Source organism: Candidatus Dormiibacterota bacterium (assembly GCA_035544955.1).
Classification (GTDB): Bacteria; Chloroflexota; Dormibacteria; order CF-121; family CF-121; genus CF-13.
Map to the genome: position 1 here is coordinate 14,380 of DASZZN010000014.1, position 16,069 is coordinate 30,448.

A 16,069-nucleotide genomic window follows, 5' to 3' on the forward strand; every position below is an offset into this window, starting at 1 on the left:
GCGGAAGCTTCCACGAAGACTTCAGGGACTATCGTGTTCGTGAACGATCAAGACGGGAACCCAAACAACCCAGACTACGACCAATCGATTTATGTCATCAATGCGGACGGGACCGGCCTGCGTCAGCTCCTACGCGGGGCTTGGCCCGATACCGGGAGTTGGTCGTCGCGCTGATGGCTGAGGGTCCGTGGAAGGGTTCTGCTACACGCAGCTCACAGATATCGAGCAGGAGCGCAATGGTCTCCTCGCCTTCAACCGCCGGGCGAAAACTGACGCCGCCATCGTCCTCCCCATCACCAAAACCGCGAAACGGCGCTAATACTTCCTAATCCTTCGACGGGTCGAGCGGAACCCGATTGACAAAGCGCAAGGCCGGTCATAGACTCGCTCACAGGGTCATGGGCGACCCCACGGGATGGCGACCGCGCCGGGCCGGTGTCCCGGTCATTGGGAGGAAGGAATCAATGGGAAGGTTAACCCGACTTCTGGCCGCGATGGCCATTGTGGTTCTCGGCGTCACCGCATGCGGTAGCAGCACGACGTCATCCGGGCAGATCGGCGGAACGGTCCACGTCCTCGGAACCTGGAGCGGGGCCGAGAAGGACTCGTTCGACGCGGTCATGAAACCGTTCACCGACCAGACGGGCGTCAAGATCTCGTTCGAGGCAACCCGAGATCTCGGTCCCATCCTCCAGACCAAGATCGCGGCCGGAAACCCGCCCGACATCACCGCGGCGCCCGGCATCGGGACGCTCATCCAGCTGGCAAGGGCGGGTAAAGTCGTCGCGCTCGACGACAAGCTCGACATGAGCCAGCTCAACGCCAACTACGGGGCCGACTGGATCAATCTCGGGAAGGTCGACGGCAAGCTGGTCACGCTGTATGCGTGGGCGGCGCTCAAAGGCCTTGTCTGGTACGACCCCAAGGCCTTCCAGGCCAAGGGGTACCAGGTGCCCAAGACCTGGGACGATCTGATGGCGCTCCAGACCAGGATAAAGTCCGATGGCGGCAAGCCGTGGTGCGTCGCCATGGAGAACCAGGCCGCCTCCGGCTGGCCGGGAACCGACTGGGTGAAGGAAATCGTCTTGAGCCAGTCGGGACCAACCGTGTACGACAAGTGGTGGCAGGGCAAGCAGAAATGGACCTCAAGCGAAATCAAGCAGGCCTGGACGACATGGGGCAGCATCCTCGGCCCCGGTGACAGCAATGTCTACGGCGGCTCGCAGTACATGATCGCGACGACTTTTGGTGACGGCGGCCAGGGGCTCTTCAGCAGCCCGCCGAAGTGCTACATGTTCAACCAGGGCTCGTTCATCACCTCCTTCTTCGACGGCTACACGCCCAAGCCTGTGGCTGGCACCGACTACGCCGTCTTTCCACTGCCCGATGTGAACAGCAGCAACGCGGGGGCGCACGTCCTCGCCGGTGATGCCTTCGTCATGACCAAGGACACTCCCCAGGCCCGCGCGATGCTCAAATACCTGGCCACGGCGCAGGCGCAGGACATCTGGGTCAAGCGCGGCGGCGGCAAGATCGCGATCAACAAGCAGGTCAGCCTGAGCGACTACCCCGATCCGATCTCCAAGTCCCTGGCCCAGGTGGTGGTCGATACCAAGATCGGACGCTACGATGCCGGTGACCTGATGCCGAGCGACATGCAGTCGGCCTACTGGTCGGCGGCCCTCAAGTTCGCCCAGAACCAGTCGCAGCTCGATTCCATCCTGGCGGACCTCGACAAGAAGCAAGTGACCGCCTATGCGTCGCCCTAACACGACAACGACTCGACTGACGACGTAGCGGCAATGGACGTGAGCACGCCGTTGACCGGGCTCCCAACGCTGCAGGTGGACTGGCAAACGCTGCTGACCGTCAACCTGCCGGCGCTGATGCTGGTGGTCATCGGCGTGCCGCTCGTTCTGGCGGCCTACATCGTGGGCGCTGACATCCTGGTCCGGCGCCTACCCAAGCGGAGCCAGGTGTCGGTCCGGCCATGGGTCTGGGTTGGGCCGGCGATCGTGATCGTCGGCGTGATCCTCGTCTACCCGATGTTCGGCACGATTTTTCGAAGTCTCTTCGACCGCCATGGGAGCACGTTTGTTGGTCTGGGAAACTTCACCAGGCTCCTGACCGACGGTGGCATCCTGATCGTCCTACGGAACAACCTTCTGTGGCTGCTTCTCTACCCGGGGCTTGTGCTCATCTTCGGCTTGCTCCTGGCGGTGCTGGCCGATCGAGTCCCGTACGAAAAGCCGGTCAAGTCCCTGATCTTCATGCCGCTGGCGATCTCGTTCGTGGCGATGGCGATCATTTGGCAGTTCATGTACTACTACCGCCCGCCTGACGTCGCCCAGACGGGCACCCTCAATGCCATCGTCGTCAATCTGTTCCACGGTCAGCCACAAACCTGGGTGCAGGACACGCGCTACAACAACTTCGCGCTGATCTTCATCGGCGTCTGGGGCGCGACTGGCTTCGCCATGGTGATCCTCTCGGCAGCGCTCAAGGGCATTCCCGGCGAGCTGCTGGAGGCGGCCCGGGTGGACGGGGCCAACGAGCTCACGGTTTTCCGGCGGATCATCCTGCCGCTGATGATGCCGACGATCGTCGTCGTTGGAACCACCATGGTGATCTTCGCGCTCAAAGCCTTTGATGTCGTCTACGTCATGACGGCGGGTAACTACAACACCGATATCCTGGCGAGGCGGATGTACGCGGAGCTCTACAGCGCCGGAAACAACGCCAACGCCAGCACGCTCGCCGTGATCCTATTGCTGGCCGTAGTCCCTGTATTGATCTTCAACCTCCGCCAGTTTCGAGCTGTGGAGTCCCGGCGATGAGCGTAGTGGTCACGACCCCGGTCCCGACTCCCACCACATCAGCCCCGGCGCGCCGACCAAAGGTGCGGACCGAGCGACTGTCGGCTCGTGCGTCGAACGCCGGCCTCCAGGTGGCGGTCATTGCCCTCACGCTGGCCTGGACTGTGCCCACGCTCGGGCTGTTGATAAACTCCTTCCGGTCCGGCGGCGCGTTCAACACCAGCGGCTGGTGGACGGCGCTGGCGCCGCCATTCAAATTCACCCTCGACAGCTATCGCCACGTGCTGGGCGCCTCCGACCTTGCTCCCAGTTTTTTCAACAGCTTCATGATCACGATCCCGGCCACCATCATTCCGACGGCCATCGCGGCCTTTGCCGCCTATGCGTTCTCCTGGATGAAATTCTGGGGGCGCGATTGGATTTTCCTCGCCTTGGTGGGACTACTCGCGGTGCCGCTGCAGCTGACCTTTATCCCGCTGCTCACCCTGGCGGTGCATTTCGGGTTGACCTCGGGCAACACGCTCCCGCTGGGCCTTAACGCCGGATTCCTGGCGATCTGGATCGCCCATACCGGCTACGGCCTGCCGTTCTCCATTTACCTGCTGGCAAACTTCTTCCGCGTGCTGCCCCAGGACCTCTTCGAATCGGCCGAGATCGACGGCGCCGGGCCGGTCACCGTCTTCTTCCGCCTGATCCTTCCGCTGTCGGTCCCCGCCATCGCGTCGCTGGTCATCTTCCAGTTTCTCTGGGTCTGGAACGACCTGCTGGTGGCGCTGATCTACATCGGCGGCACGCCCGAAGTGGCTCCCCTGACCGTCACCCTGACCAACCTGGTTGGATCCCTCGGGCAGAACATCCAGTATCTGACCGCAGCGGCCTTCGTCTCCATGATCGTGCCGCTCATCGTGTTCTTCGCGCTGCAGCGCTACTTCGTTCGCGGCATTTTGGCTGGTTCGGTCAAGGGCTGACCTTCAGCGCCGCGTAGCACCGTTAGCGAATGGCAGCATCTGAGCGCGTTGCCGTGGTGACCGGTGCCAGCTCGGGAATCGGCGAGGCGACGGCGCGGGGCCTCCACAAGGCCGGCTTCGCGGTCGTGCTCGGCGCCCGCCGCGAGGATCGGCTGATGGCGGTCGCCCGCGAGCTTGGCGGCCGGGGCCTGCCACTCGACGTGCGCGACCAGGCCAGCATCGCCGCGTTCGTCGACGCGATCGCGGCGGAATACGACCAGGTCGAGGTCCTGATCAACAACGCGGGGTTGGCGGCCGGCCTCCAGCCGCTCGCCGAGGGCAATGACGAAGACTGGGTGCAGATGATGGACACGAACGTGCTGGGCCTGCTGCGGGTGACCAAGGCGATGCTGCCCTTGCTCCGGCGGGCGCCCCGCGCGCATATCGTCAACCTGGGTTCGGTGGCGGGCTTCGAGATCTACGTCGGCGGTGTGGGGTATACGGCGAGCAAGCACGCGGTCCGCGCCATCACGAAAACGCTTCGGCTCGAGCTCATGGGAGAGCCCATCCGGGTGACCGAGATCGAGCCCGGCATGGTGGAGACCGAATTCAGCCTGGTGCGGTTCAAGGGGGACCAGGAACGGGCGTCGAACGTCTACAAGGGGATGCAGCCGCTCACCGGCGCGGACATCGCCGATTGCATCGTCTGGGTGGTGACCCGGCCGCCCCATGTGAACATCGACGAGATGGTCGTCAGGCCGATTGCCCAGGCCACCGTGCGCGACGTCGCCCGCCACAGCTGAGCTCGCTAACGGTCTGGCTTATTCACAGGCCTTCCACACAATTCACATCGGCAATTTCGCGTAGGGATGCCGCCTCAGGAGGCCTGATCGGGGCCTCCTCACCGAGCGGCCAGGACGCTTGCCCCTCGCAACAATTGACGGCGGCGTAGACAACTGTTATGATAGCCACGGTATCAATTAACTCATCAGGGTACCAGGGAGGTTAATTCATGGCAGTCGTTCACGAGCACGGCGACGGCGACGGCGGCTCCAACGCGGCGGTGGTGGCGATCTTCCTGATCGCCGTGATCGTCATCCTGGCCATTCTGTTCTACGGTTTTGCGGTCGGCCACTGGTTCGGCGTTGGCGGCGGCAGCACGACCATCATCAACAATCCGGCATCGAATGCACCCTCGATCGCAGCCTCGGTTTCTCCGTCCAAGTAATTCCAGGCCAGCCAAGAAAAGACCGGCCGGTGCCGGTCTTTTTTCATGCCCACGAGAGCGACCGACGCGCTAGTTGGTGAAGTCCTCCACCATGTAGACGCGCGACCCGCTGACGGCGACCCCGATGCCGATGTGACCGTAGTGCGTGTTGAGGATGTTGGCGCGGTGCTCTGGCGAGTTCATCCACCAGGTATTGAAGTGAGTGGCGACCGATGCCGCCGGCTGGCCGGACTCCCAGATGATGTTCTCGCCATACCAGGTGAAAGGCAGGCCGTTGGCCCGAAGCAGCTCGAGGACGGCCAGCGTGGTGTGCCCGGGCCGGTAGTGTCCGAAGTAGCCATTTACCACCATGTCCTGCGCCCGCGCGGTGGCGATGCGATCCAGCGCCCCGGACTCGACCAACGCTGGAAGGCCGGCGACCCTGCGGTCGGCGTTGACCAGGGCGATCTCCTGTGCGACGAGGCTGCCCGCCGGCGCGGTGGGGCCGGCCGTCACGGGCGTCGGCTTCGGCTGCGGCTGCGGCCTGTGAACAACCGGGATCTTTTTGGTGGTGCGCGTGGGCGTGTGTATGGCCACCCGCACGCAGTGGCGCACGTGGTGCCGAACGATGCAGCGCACGACCGTCTTGCCGGCGGCCTTTGGCGCGGCGGCCTCGACGGGTGTCGAGCTCAGGGTCAGCCCGGCCGTCACCAGTAAAGCGACGACGCCGGAACCCAGACGTGAGGCGATGAACGACATGCCGAATACCTCCCTCCGAAGATGCTGGACGTACAACCCGTCCCCTTCAGGCCGGGTTGCGCCGTCGAAAGGTTGCAGCCTGGATTGCGACATCGCCGTCGACCGGCCGCTCTGTGGCGGTAACGGCGAGACATCGCCGCATCGCGTATTCGACACGGTCCTGTAACAAATGACGAAAGGTCACTCCTTCACAATCCGGTTTATGCATTTCGGTGAACTCATTCGGCGTTTGACCGACAACGAGCAGGGCCAATCGATGATCGAGTACGCGCTCATCCTGGTCCTGATCGCGGTGGTCGTGGTCGTCGTGCTGATCATCCTGGGCAACCAGGTGCAGAACGTGTTCTGCAACATCAGCGGCGCTCTCGGGCAGTAGCCGTCGCGTAGGCTCTTGCCTATGGGCGGCGGCTGCAGTCTCGTGATCCTTGCCGGCGGCCTCAGCCGCCGCATGGGTCGCGACAAAGCGAGCCTGCCGGCGGGCCACGGGACGCTGATCGAGCACCTAGCTCGCCGGCTGGCACCGGTCGTCGATGAGACGATCGTCGCCGGCGGATCTGACCGGCCCACGCTTCCGGGCGTGCGGATGGTCGAGGACCGCTACCCTGGCCTCGGTCCGCTGGCCGGGATGCATGCCGGACTGGCGGCGGCCCGCTACCCGCACGTCTGGGTGGTCGGCTGTGATTTGCCGGACGCCGATCCGGCGCTGGCCCACCTGTTTTTAGGACTCGCAGCCGGCTACGACGCCGTCGTGCCGCGCCTCGACGCGGAGCCCCAGGGCGTCTGCGCCCTCTACGATCGGGCGCTGGTCTCCCGCATCGATGGCTTGCTGGCTTCCGGCGAGCGGAGCATCAAGAGCCTGCTGGCGGCCAGCAACGTCCGCTACCTGACGCCAGAGGAGCTGCGCGCCGTCGATCCGGAGTTGCGTTCATTCCGCAACATCAACACCCCCGCCGATTACGGGGCCTGGCTCGCGACGCAACCGGCTTCGCGGTGAACGCCTCAAGCTGACGCGCCAACTGCGCCGGGTCGGTCGTGGGCGCCTGGCAGACGAAGCCCTCGCAGAGATAGGCGGTCGCCTTGCCGTCGAGTGCGCGCCGGTCGGCCAGCAGCGGAATGGCCGACTCGCCCGGCGCGACGGCGACCAGTCGATTGGGAAGAAAGCGCTCGCGCATGACCTCCAGGAGTCGACGCGTCTGCGGGTCGGCGGGTTCGCCGATGACGGCCAGCTCCACGGTCCGGGCGAGGTGGAAATCGAGAGCCGCGAGGAGACGCCCGAACGCGAGCGGCGCCTTGGCGGCGGTCGGCGCCAGCCGCTCGAGTGTCGCCCGCGCGATGTCGACCCATGATGGCTCGCCCAGTAACATCCCGGCACGTAGCAGCACATCGACCGCGAGAGAGGTGCCCGACGGGATCGCGTTGTCGGTCACATCCTGGGGTCGCGCCACCAGTCGCTCCTGGTCCTGCGCGGTGTCAAAGAACGCCCCGCTCGCCGGATCCCAGAACGCGGTCACCATTTCGCTCACCAGGCCCCGCACTTCGTCGAGCCATCGGGGGTCGAAAGTCGCTTCGTAGAGGGCGAGCAGCCCGTCGGCGACGGCCGCCTGGTCCTCGAGGTAGCCGGCGAGCGGTGCGCGGCCGTCCTTGTAGCTCCGCCGCATCCGTCCGTCGTGGCGCATGTGCGAGAGCAGGAAGTCGGCGGTCGCCTGCGCGGCCGTCGTGAGGTCGGGCCGGTCGAGCACGCGCCCGGCGTCGGCAACCGCGCGCAGCATCAACCCGTTCCAGCCGGCGATCACCTTCTCGTCGCGATGCGGCCGCACGCGCTGCTCCCGAAATGCTATCAGCCGGTCGCTGGCCGCGTCCAGGATCTCGATCGCGCCGGGCGCCACCGGGTGCAGGATGTTGCGACCCTCGAAATTTCCCGTGCCCGTGACATCGAACGCCGCAGCGACAGAGCCGGCCTGATCGGCGCCGAGCGCCGCCTCCAGCTCCTGCGGTGTCCACAGATAGAAGCGCCCCTCTTCGCCCTGGCTGTCCGCGTCGAGGCTCGAGTAGAAGCCGCCCTCGGGCGAGGTCATCTCGCGCAGCACGAACGCCACGGTGTCTTCGGCGACACGTCGAAACGCGGGATCATGCGTCAGCTGCCAGGCATCGAGATAGGCGCGCAACAGCAGCGCGTTGTCGTAGAGCATCTTTTCGAAATGTGGCACGAGCCAGTGGTCGTCGATGCTGTAGCGGTGGAATCCACCGCCCAGCTGGTCATGGATGCCGCCGGCCGCCATCGCGCGTAACGTCTGCAGTGCCATCTCCAGCGCAGCGGCTTGCCCGGTTCGGACGTGGTGGCGCAGCAGCACCTCGACGAGCATGGGTTGCGGAAACTTGGGTGCGCCGCCGAAGCCGCCATGGACCGTGTCGAAATCGCGCGCAAGCCCCGCGGCTGCCTCGTCCAGCAATGCCAGTGTGAGCTCGCCCACCGCGAGCGGCACCGACGGGCGGTTAAGAAAATCACGGACCTGGGCAGCCGTCTCCTCGACGTCGGCCGGGCGTTTCGCAAAGGCGTCCGCGACCGCGGCCAGCACGCGTTGGAACGACGGCATCCCGAAACGATCGCTCGGCGGGAAGTAGGTGCCCGCAAAAAATGGCCTGCCGTCCGGCAGCACGAACACCGTCATCGGCCACCCGCCGGAACCGGTCATCGCCTGCACCGCACGCATGTAGACCTGGTCGAGGTCGGGCCGCTCTTCGCGGTCCACCTTGATGGCGACGAAGTCGCGGTTTATCGAGGCGGCGGTCTGCGGATCTTCGAACGACTCGCGGGCCATGACGTGGCACCAGTGGCAGGCACTGTAGCCGATGCTCAGCAGGATCGGCTTGTGTTCGGTCCGCGCGCGCGCCAGCGCCGCCTCGCCCCATGGATACCAGTCGACCGGGTTGTTGGCATGTTCGAGGAGGTAGGGACTGGTCTCCTGCGCGAGCCGATTTGCCATTGGATCATGCTAGCGGCCCTCCTCCGAATGGCTGCCGTAATGGGCCGAATGGACTACCGGGTCGAAACATCTGGTCCCTAGGATGCATGGCATGTCGGGAACGATTGGCGTCGCCGGCCATCGGGCGCTCTCGCTGGGCACCCTGGTGATTGCCGGCGCCGCGCTGGCGCTCTACCAGATGACATCGCTGGTGTTGGGTCCCGTCGGCAGTCGCCAGCTCCACCTCTCGCTCGCGGTTCCGGCCGTCGACACCCAGGAACGGACGGAATCGTGGACCTCCAGCGGGAAGCTCGCGCTCGGCACGCTCGTGGCTACGGCGCCCGCGACGCGGCTGTGGGCGCGGCCGGCCGTCGCGCATCGAGTCGCGAGCACACCCGCCGCATCCGTCGCGGCCGCGCCCGCGGCGCCGGTCGCATCGCCCGTACCGGTCGCATCACCACGGCCAGAGCCGCGCCCCTCTCAGCCGCCCGCGCCGATTGTTCGGGGCGGTCCCAGTCCGCAGCCTGGCGGCCACAAGCCCGACGACCGCGACTAACTATCATGACCCCGATGAGCGGGGCCCTGGACTGGCTCGCCGTGGGCGACGTGGCGGAAGAACGCGCGGCGGCGAGTGGCCCGGGAATCCTGGGCGGTGGGGCGGCCCGGCTCACAGCCCATGCCGCGGCGCTGCGCGCGCGGACCGCGCTCGTCGGCAAAGTGGGCGCCGACGAGGCGGGACGCCGGGTGCGCGATTCGCTCGAGCGGCTGCGGGTGGATCTTCGCTGGCTGCTCGAGGCGCCGGGGCTGCGGACGACCATCTGGCATCAGCCCGACGGTGAGCCCCAGCTGCGGCGGGTCGAGCGCGGCGCGGACGTTGCGCTGCGGCTCGACGAGCTGCCGCCGGCGTCGGTGACGGCCGCGCTCACGGTGATCTCCGGTTACAGCCTCTCGGTCGAGCCCGCCCGTTCGGCGGCGCTGGGCGCGATTAGCGGGGCTCGGGCGCGCGGCGGGCGGTCCGCGCTGCTCCTCGAAGCCGACCTGCTCTGGTGGACGAACGCGCGCATGACTCGCCGCGTGCTGGAGCCGGCGCTCGCCGCCGTGGACAGCGTGGCGCTGCAGGCGTCCGACGCGAGCGTGCTGTTCGGCGCGGCGGATGGCCGCGAGGCGCTGCGGCTGCTCGCCGGCATGGGACCTCGACTGGTTTACCTGGCGGAACAGGACGGCGGCGTCCTGCTGCGCGAGGGGGGCCGGGTCCACTGGTGTCCCGCCCAGGCGGGCGAGGATGCGCCTCGCGATCGATATGCCGGACCGGCCGCGTTCTGGGTCGCGCTGGCGCACCGCGTGGCGCCGCGCAAGGCCGCCGCCGACTCGGTCCGCTACGCGCAGTCGGTGCGCCGGGCGGGCGCGCCCCGCCAGCCGGCGCCCGCCTGAGATCGCGGCTCGACGCTACCGGCGGGCCATTCCCGCATATGTAACACCGGCATGGCGCGGCTGGAGCAGCCCGGCGACGGCGGGTTGGTGCCGCCTAGCCGGGCCGTTGCTCTTCCGTGGGGGCGTCATGGCGCCGCTGGCTGATCGCCGCCATCGCGTGCGCGGTGCTGCTGCCGTCCACGGCCGCGATTCCCGTAAGGCCGCATCCCGCGTTGAGCGTCTCCTTTTTCGTGGAGCCTGCCGCGGTCGACGCCCCGGCTACCCCTTCGCCAGCGCCGACAGGTGCGGCTGGATCCGCGACCACGCGATAGGGTGGCTCGGGATCCCCGCCTGGCTCAAGTAACGGTCGCGCAAGCCGCTTGCGTCCGGGTAGCCATGGACGTAGTAGATGGCGTGGATGCCGGCGCTGATCAGCAGTTTCGTGCACTCGATGCAGGGGAAGTTGGTGCAGAAGATGTCGGCGCCCGCCGTCGATGAGCCGCGGTAAGCGCTCTGCGCCAGCGCGTTGGCCTCGGCGTGCGCGCAGTACTTGAGCGAGAGGTCGGCGCCGCTGACGCCGCCGACGCAGGGACAGGGGCGGGGAAACTCCTCCGGGTGCCAGGTGCCCTTGGGGGTGCCGTTGTAGCCGGTCGCAATCACCTGGCCGTCGCGCACGATCACGCAACCAACTTTTCGGCTGAGGCAGGTGGAGCGCAGCGCGGCCGCGAAGGCGAGGATCATCGCGTAGGAGGCCTTGTCAGGTCGACCCTGCTCTTTGACGCTGTGCGATTCGACGGCGTCCGGGTTGGGAGCGGCCCGGCGGGCGCGCCGCGCCGCTGGCCGGGAGGGCCGGGAGGTCACTGGTCGATGTTACCGCGAGCCATTTCCCTTCCCTCAAGGGGAAGGGTCACGGAGCGGGCGCTTGCTAGCTCGCCTTGAGGATCCGCGTGATCGTGGTCCCGCAGTGGGCGCAGGTGCCGATCCGCGCCCAGTGTCCGGAGCGCAGCGCCGTCGTCGACGCGCCGAGGTCGACGGCACAGTGGCACTGGTAGCAGAAGGTCAGCTGGGCGGGGGTGCGGTACGCATGCGGAACCGCCGGTGAGCCGAAGCGGAGCGAGAGGATATTTCCTGACTCGTGCATCTCTCTAATCCTCGTAACGTCCAGTATTCATCGGCTTGTTCGCGGTTGGCGGCCACGATTCCGTAACGCTTTCTCACAAGAGATTCGACGGTTACGAAGAGCCTTTCGCTAATTGACGCCGAGCTGCGCATTGGCGCAGACCGGCACACGGCCGTAGGCCGCAGCCGGCCGCTAAGTCTCTGTGAACGGAGGGGTTAAGCGCGGGTCGGGGTTGCCGCTGCGCGCGGGACGCGCGTCTCTTGCGGACCGCCGGCCTTTTCCCAGATCTGGTCGACCTTGTCGATCAGGTCGAGGAACTTCTGGGCATCCGCCAGGTCGACCGAGCCCTTCACCTTCGAGCCCTGGGAGACAGCCGCCTTCAGGGCGTCCTTGAGCTCGGGGAACTTGGCATCGTGCTTCTCGGGCTTGTACCAATCACTCCAGAGGACGTCGATGTGGTGCTTGGCTAGCTCCGCGCGCTCCTCTTTGATGACGATCGCCCGCTGCCGGTAGACCTCGTCCTTCGAGTCGTTGTACTTCTTGATGATGTTGTAAACGGACTCTGCTTCGATGCGGGCCTGTTCGGGGTCGTAGATGCCGCACGGAAGATCGCAATGGGCCTCGACCGTCCTGCTCGGACGAATCCACTCCATCAAATTCATGGTGCCAACTCCTCCTATACGATGAACGACTGACTCTGAAGCCAGTCTACCCGCTGCGCGTAAATGGTGAGAGCATGGCACCGCGATTACCATCCGGGGCGCTGGTCGTTGCCCGCCCGATCGATGGCATGACGCCGCTCCGAGTCGGAGATGTGGTCGTAGCCCGGCGCCCGGACCGCCCGAGCGTCACGATGATCAAGCGGATCCAATCCCTGCAGGCGGACGGGGCAGCCTTCCTGGTGAGTGACAATCCCGCCACCCCTGGAGCCACGGACTCACGGATCTTTGGCGCCGTTCCCCGTGACCTGCTCTTGGCCCGCGTCCGCTGGCGCTACTGGCCGCTCCCACCGGCTCGGCTCTAGCGAGGCGCCGGCTAGGCGAGCGTACGTGCGGCGCGTTCCAGCCGGGCCACGACAGTGTCCTTGCTCAGGCGGCTGATCGACTCGATCAGCGGCGGTGTCACGGTGCGACCGGTGACCGCGACCCGCAACGCCATGAAGAAGTCGCGCGACGACCAACCCACGCGCTCCGCGAGTGCGCGCAGCGCGGCCTCGATCGATTCCGGGGTCCAATCGCTGAGCGCGCGCAAGGTGGTGGCCGCCTCGATGAGCGCGGTGGCCGCGGCGGCGCCGTCGCGCCCCTTGGGGACCAGCTGCTCCGGCCGGTAGGTGTCGGGTTCCTCGAAGAAAAAGCGCAGCATGTCGGGAGCCTCATTCAAGCTGCGCAGCCGCTCCTGCACCAATGGCATCAATGGCGTGAGCGCCGCCACCGGGACCGCGGGCATGAGCGGCGAAATCCGCGCGGCGAGCTGGTCGGGCGTCAAGCGGCGGATGAACTGGCCGTTGAGCCAGTCGAGCCGCTCGAGATTCGCGACCGCGGGGCTCGCCTGGATCTTGCTGAGGTCGAAGGCCTGGATCAGCTCGTCCATGGTGAAGATGTCCTGGTCGGTGCCCGGTGACCATCCGAGGAAGGCGATGAAGTTGTCGACCGCCTCGGGCAGGTAGCCGGCCTCGCGGTACTCGAGGACGTCCTTGGCGCCGTGGCGCTTGGCGAGCGGCTTCTTGTCCGATCCCAGCACGAGCGGAAGATGGGCGAATGCCGGCGGCAGCCAGTTGAACGCCTGGAAGAGCAAGAGGTGCTTGGGCGCTGACGGCAGCCAGCCGTCGCCACGGATGATGTGGCTGATCCGCATCGCGTGATCGTCGACGGCGAAGGCGAGGTGATAGGTGGGGAAGCCGTCCGACTTGAGGAGGACATGGTCGTCGAGCGTGTCATTGCGAAAGGTGACCGTGCCCATCACCAGGTCCTGCAGCGTAGTCGTTCCCTCGGCGGGCATCGCCTGGCGCACGACGAAGCGCTCGCCGGCGGCGGCTCGGCGCTCGGATTCATCTTTCGTGATCGAGCGGCAGCGGCGATCGTACCGCTCCGGCTCGTGGCGAGCGCGCTGCTCGGCCCGCATCTGCTCGAGGCGTTCCGGCGTGCAGAAGCAGCGATAGGCCGCGCCCGATTCGAGCAGGCCGGCAGCCGCCTCCTGGTAGATCGCCTTGCGCTCCGACTGGATGAGTGGCGTCTCATCCCATGTCATGCCGAGCCAGCGTAGCCCCTCTTCGATTTGCGCCTGGCTGCCGGGAACCAGGCGGGCCCGGTCGGTGTCCTCGATACGCAGCTGGAACTGCCCGCGTTTCTGCCGAGCGAACAGGTAGTTGAAGAGGGCCGTGCGGGCGCCGCCGAGGTGCAGCGCACCCGTCGGGCTGGGCGCGTAGCGGACACGGACCGGCTCGTTCACCTGGGCCATCCGACCATCGTACTCAGCGGAAAATCGCCGGCCATTCGTCACACCCTCGATGCCTCGGTACGCGCTCGGCTGCATCAAGGACCCCTACGACCATCGCGACTTCAACGTGGCGACCTTCCTGAAAGCGGCCCCGCTGGCCGAGCAGGTGGATCACTCGCCGGCGCTGCCGCCAGTTTTCGACCAGGGTCCGGCGGGCACGTGCGTCGCCTGCGCCACGGCCTACTACGACAAGTCCTTCCAGAAAGGACTCGAGCATCACTGGACGCTCGACGATCCGCAGCACCAATTCTCGCCCCTCTACATCTACAGCCAGCGGCGCAACCAGCCGGAGGATGACGGGATGACGATCCGTGAGGCGATGAAGATCATCCAGGAGCAGGGTGTCTGCAGTCTTGCCTGCATGCCCTATGCCGTGCAGCGCATCAACGTCCCGCCTACCGCGGAGCAGCGCCACGCGGCCGAGCCCTACCGGGCGAAAAGCTATGCGCGGCTCAACAGCATCGTCGAGATGGAGGCCTACCTGATGACGAACTGCTTCATCGCCGGGGTCATGGTGCACGAGCCCTTCATGGATGCGCCGGGCGGCATCGTCCCGATGCCGCAGCCCGGATCCGAATTCCTGGGTGGCCATGCGATCTGCATCGTCGGCTTCGACCGCAGAAACCGCATGTTCAAGTTCGCCAACAGCTGGGGAAGCCAGTGGGGCGACCACGGCTTCGGGCATATCGGTTACGCGACGCTGCAGGCCCTCATGATGGATGCCTGGGGCATGGTCAACGCGCCCGATGGCGGCTGACGCAGCGCGCGTTTAGGGGTCGTGATAGACGCCGACGATTCCGGCGCGGGTAACCATCACGTAGAGCATGTCGGTCGTTAGGTCGACCGCCAGGGTTGCAGCCTCAGGCCCAGTGCCCTTGAAACCGAGCGGCTTGAGGCTGATCGTATCGACGACCGCGCGAAATTGGGAGTACACAGCGGAGACCCTGGTCGCGCTCGCGTACGAACGCCTCAAAACGCCCTTTGGTGAGTAGGGCCTAGAGGTGGCTCAGGGTGTTCGCCACCCGCTCGCGGTCTGAATCTGAGACGCCGGGGTGGACCGGGATCGAAATCATGTCCATGGCAGCCTGTTCGGCGTTGGGGCATGGCGTGTCGCGGTAGGCGCGATAGGCGGGTTGACGATGTACCGGGACCGGGTAGTAGACGCCCGTCCCGATTCCGACCGCGGCCAGCGTCTCCCTCACGGCATCACGTGGGTGCTTGAGGGGGTCCGTCACCCGCAGGGTGTACTGGTGGTAGACATGTGTCCGGCCGCGGCCCGTCCGGGGCCTGAAAAATCCTTTTGGCGCGATTCGCTCGTCGTAGTACGAGGCGGTTTCGCGTCGACGCTGCGTGATGCCGGGTAGCCGCTGGATCTGGACCAGTCCGATGGCGGCCTGGATCTCGGTCATCCGAAAGTTGTAACCGACCGCATCATGCGTATAAGGCTCGTCCCCGTAGGCCTGGTGTCGGAGGCTGGCGCATGCCTTTGCGAGCCTCGCATCGTTCGTGGTGATCATGCCCCCCTCACCGGTCGTCAGGTTCTTCGTCGCGTAAAAGGAGTAGACGGCCGTCGCCAGCGTTCCAAGCGGTGTTGCTCCGATGGTTGCACCAACCGCCTGGCAGGCGTCCTGGATGAGGAGCAGGCCATGCTTGGCAGCCAAATCGAGCAAGGCAGGAACGTCGGCGGGATTGCCGTGGAGGTGCACCGGAATAATGGCCTTGGTCCGTGAGGTGATCGCTGCAGCAACTAACTCGGGATCGAGGTTGAGGGTGTCGTCGACATCAACGAAAATGGGGCGGGCGCCTGTCTGGGCGATTGCGTTGGCGGTCGCAATAAAGGTTAACGGACTCGTGATGACCTCGTCCCCCTGGCCGACTCCCGACGCTAGCAATGCGAGGTACAGGGCGGTGGTGCCGTTGGAGGTTGCGACTGCATAGTCGGCACCGGTCACGGCAGCGAAAGACTCCTCAAACGCCTTCACCCGCGGCCCCTGGGCGAAGGTTCCGGACCGCATCACCTCTAGGACTGCCGCCTCTTCCTCCGGGCCAAACTGTGGTCGCGCGATCGGGATCACGGTGTCACCCATTGGTCTTAGCCTCCGTAGCCGCCGCCGATCGATGCCCCGGCAGCGACGACAACGCCTTGCGCCCGCCAGTCCGCCCGCGTCTTGAGCGCACCGTCGGGCGTGATAGCCGGGGGGCGTTTGTCATTGAGGAGGCAGCTATGTGGGCCGGTGAACACCCCGTGGGCCACCGTCGCCTCTTCGAAGATGGAGGCGCGGTTTTCGAGCTTGACGCGATTGCCGATAGTCACCCCGATGTCGATGTACACGCCCCTTCGCCAGCACACA

The 16,069-nt window shown here is 66.1% G+C and carries 21 protein-coding genes; 12 read left to right on the forward strand and 9 right to left on the reverse strand.

The genetic code is table 11. From position 1 onward, the window contains the following. The first annotated feature begins 187 nt into the window (after nt 1-187). The 6 genes from VHK65_05315 (at nt 188) to VHK65_05340 (ending at nt 4,991) form a co-directional block, all read left to right on the forward strand. The gene (locus tag VHK65_05315; protein HVS05569.1) at nt 188-319 is read left to right on the forward strand and encodes a hypothetical protein; all 132 of its coding nucleotides are present in this window, start codon (nt 188-190) and stop codon (nt 317-319) included. Nucleotides 320-464: 145 nt separating this feature from the next. Further along, nucleotides 465-1,769 (forward strand): ABC transporter substrate-binding protein, encoded by a 1,305-nt coding sequence (locus tag VHK65_05320; GenBank protein ID HVS05570.1) that lies wholly within the window; start codon nt 465-467, stop codon nt 1,767-1,769. 39 nt (nt 1,770-1,808) lie between these two features. Further along, entirely contained in the window at nt 1,809-2,837 is a 1,029-nt protein-coding gene (locus tag VHK65_05325; GenBank protein HVS05571.1) for a sugar ABC transporter permease, read from the forward strand. Beyond that, on the forward strand, nt 2,834-3,784 hold the full coding sequence (locus tag VHK65_05330; GenBank protein HVS05572.1) for a carbohydrate ABC transporter permease: 951 nt from the start codon (nt 2,834-2,836) through the stop codon (nt 3,782-3,784). The genes VHK65_05325 and VHK65_05330 overlap by 4 nt, the downstream gene beginning before the upstream one ends. Nucleotides 3,785-3,813: 29 nt before the next feature. After that, the gene (locus VHK65_05335) at nt 3,814-4,566 is read left to right on the forward strand and encodes an SDR family NAD(P)-dependent oxidoreductase (protein HVS05573.1); all 753 of its coding nucleotides are present in this window, start codon (nt 3,814-3,816) and stop codon (nt 4,564-4,566) included. A 209-nt stretch (nt 4,567-4,775) separates the two neighbouring features. Next, entirely contained in the window at nt 4,776-4,991 is a 216-nt protein-coding gene (locus VHK65_05340; protein ID HVS05574.1) for a hypothetical protein, read from the forward strand. A gap of 69 nt (nt 4,992-5,060) precedes the next feature. Here the strand turns inward: VHK65_05340 and VHK65_05345 are convergent, their stop codons facing one another. Beyond that, nucleotides 5,061-5,729, reverse strand: a complete 669-nt coding sequence (locus VHK65_05345; GenBank protein ID HVS05575.1) for a CAP domain-containing protein — start codon at nt 5,727-5,729, stop codon at nt 5,061-5,063. A 169-nt stretch (nt 5,730-5,898) separates the two neighbouring features. On the opposite strand from VHK65_05345, the gene VHK65_05350 reads away from it, so the two are divergent. Next, nucleotides 5,899-6,105, forward strand: coding sequence for a Flp family type IVb pilin (locus VHK65_05350; protein HVS05576.1), 207 nt, complete (start codon nt 5,899-5,901; stop codon nt 6,103-6,105). A gap of 21 nt (nt 6,106-6,126) precedes the next feature. Continuing rightward, nucleotides 6,127-6,723, forward strand: coding sequence for a molybdenum cofactor guanylyltransferase (locus tag VHK65_05355; protein HVS05577.1), 597 nt, complete (start codon nt 6,127-6,129; stop codon nt 6,721-6,723). On the opposite strand, the gene VHK65_05360 is transcribed toward VHK65_05355, so the two are convergent. Further along, on the reverse strand, nt 6,668-8,713 hold the full coding sequence (locus VHK65_05360; protein ID HVS05578.1) for a thioredoxin domain-containing protein: 2,046 nt from the start codon (nt 8,711-8,713) through the stop codon (nt 6,668-6,670). The two genes, VHK65_05355 and VHK65_05360, sit on opposite strands and share 56 nt — an antisense overlap. A 91-nt stretch (nt 8,714-8,804) precedes the next feature. On the opposite strand from VHK65_05360, the gene VHK65_05365 reads away from it, so the two are divergent. Further along, the gene (locus VHK65_05365; GenBank protein HVS05579.1) at nt 8,805-9,248 is read left to right on the forward strand and encodes a hypothetical protein; all 444 of its coding nucleotides are present in this window, start codon (nt 8,805-8,807) and stop codon (nt 9,246-9,248) included. Between the two features lie 14 nt (nt 9,249-9,262). Beyond that, a complete protein-coding gene (locus VHK65_05370; GenBank protein ID HVS05580.1) occupies nt 9,263-10,123 on the forward strand; it encodes a PfkB family carbohydrate kinase in 861 nt (286 codons plus the stop codon). A 258-nt stretch (nt 10,124-10,381) separates the two neighbouring features. On the opposite strand, the gene VHK65_05375 is transcribed toward VHK65_05370, so the two are convergent. From VHK65_05375 to sodN, 3 genes are all read right to left on the reverse strand, one after another. After that, entirely contained in the window at nt 10,382-10,963 is a 582-nt protein-coding gene (locus tag VHK65_05375; GenBank protein ID HVS05581.1) for a dCMP deaminase family protein, read from the reverse strand. A gap of 64 nt (nt 10,964-11,027) precedes the next feature. Further along, entirely contained in the window at nt 11,028-11,243 is a 216-nt protein-coding gene (locus VHK65_05380; protein ID HVS05582.1) for a hypothetical protein, read from the reverse strand. A 194-nt stretch (nt 11,244-11,437) separates the two neighbouring features. After that, nucleotides 11,438-11,875: a superoxide dismutase, Ni gene (gene sodN / locus VHK65_05385; protein HVS05583.1), complete on the reverse strand. Its 438-nt coding sequence runs from the start codon at nt 11,873-11,875 to the stop codon at nt 11,438-11,440. 44 nt (nt 11,876-11,919) lie between these two features. Between sodN and sodX the strand changes: the two genes are divergently transcribed. Further along, nucleotides 11,920-12,246 carry a nickel-type superoxide dismutase maturation protease gene (gene sodX, locus VHK65_05390; GenBank protein ID HVS05584.1) on the forward strand — a complete coding sequence of 109 codons (327 nt, stop codon included), beginning with the start codon at nt 11,920-11,922 and terminating at the stop codon, nt 12,244-12,246. A gap of 11 nt (nt 12,247-12,257) precedes the next feature. On the opposite strand, the gene gltX is transcribed toward sodX, so the two are convergent. Then, the gene (gene gltX, locus VHK65_05395) at nt 12,258-13,679 is read right to left on the reverse strand and encodes a glutamate--tRNA ligase (GenBank protein ID HVS05585.1); all 1,422 of its coding nucleotides are present in this window, start codon (nt 13,677-13,679) and stop codon (nt 12,258-12,260) included. Nucleotides 13,680-13,728: 49 nt separating this feature from the next. Here gltX and VHK65_05400 point away from each other — a divergent pair, with 49 nt between their 5' ends. Continuing rightward, the gene (locus VHK65_05400) at nt 13,729-14,475 is read left to right on the forward strand and encodes a C1 family peptidase (GenBank protein HVS05586.1); all 747 of its coding nucleotides are present in this window, start codon (nt 13,729-13,731) and stop codon (nt 14,473-14,475) included. Between the two features lie 12 nt (nt 14,476-14,487). Here VHK65_05400 and VHK65_05405 read toward each other — a convergent pair whose 3' ends face one another. The 3 genes from VHK65_05405 to VHK65_05415 form a co-directional block, all read right to left on the reverse strand. Next, nucleotides 14,488-14,652: a hypothetical protein gene (locus VHK65_05405; GenBank protein HVS05587.1), complete on the reverse strand. Its 165-nt coding sequence runs from the start codon at nt 14,650-14,652 to the stop codon at nt 14,488-14,490. A gap of 61 nt (nt 14,653-14,713) precedes the next feature. Continuing rightward, a complete protein-coding gene (locus VHK65_05410) occupies nt 14,714-15,805 on the reverse strand; it encodes a DegT/DnrJ/EryC1/StrS family aminotransferase (GenBank protein HVS05588.1) in 1,092 nt (363 codons plus the stop codon). Nucleotides 15,806-15,810: 5 nt separating this feature from the next. Beyond that, nucleotides 15,811-16,068, reverse strand: a complete 258-nt coding sequence (locus VHK65_05415; GenBank protein ID HVS05589.1) for a hypothetical protein — start codon at nt 16,066-16,068, stop codon at nt 15,811-15,813. Nucleotide 16,069 lies beyond the last annotated feature (1 nt).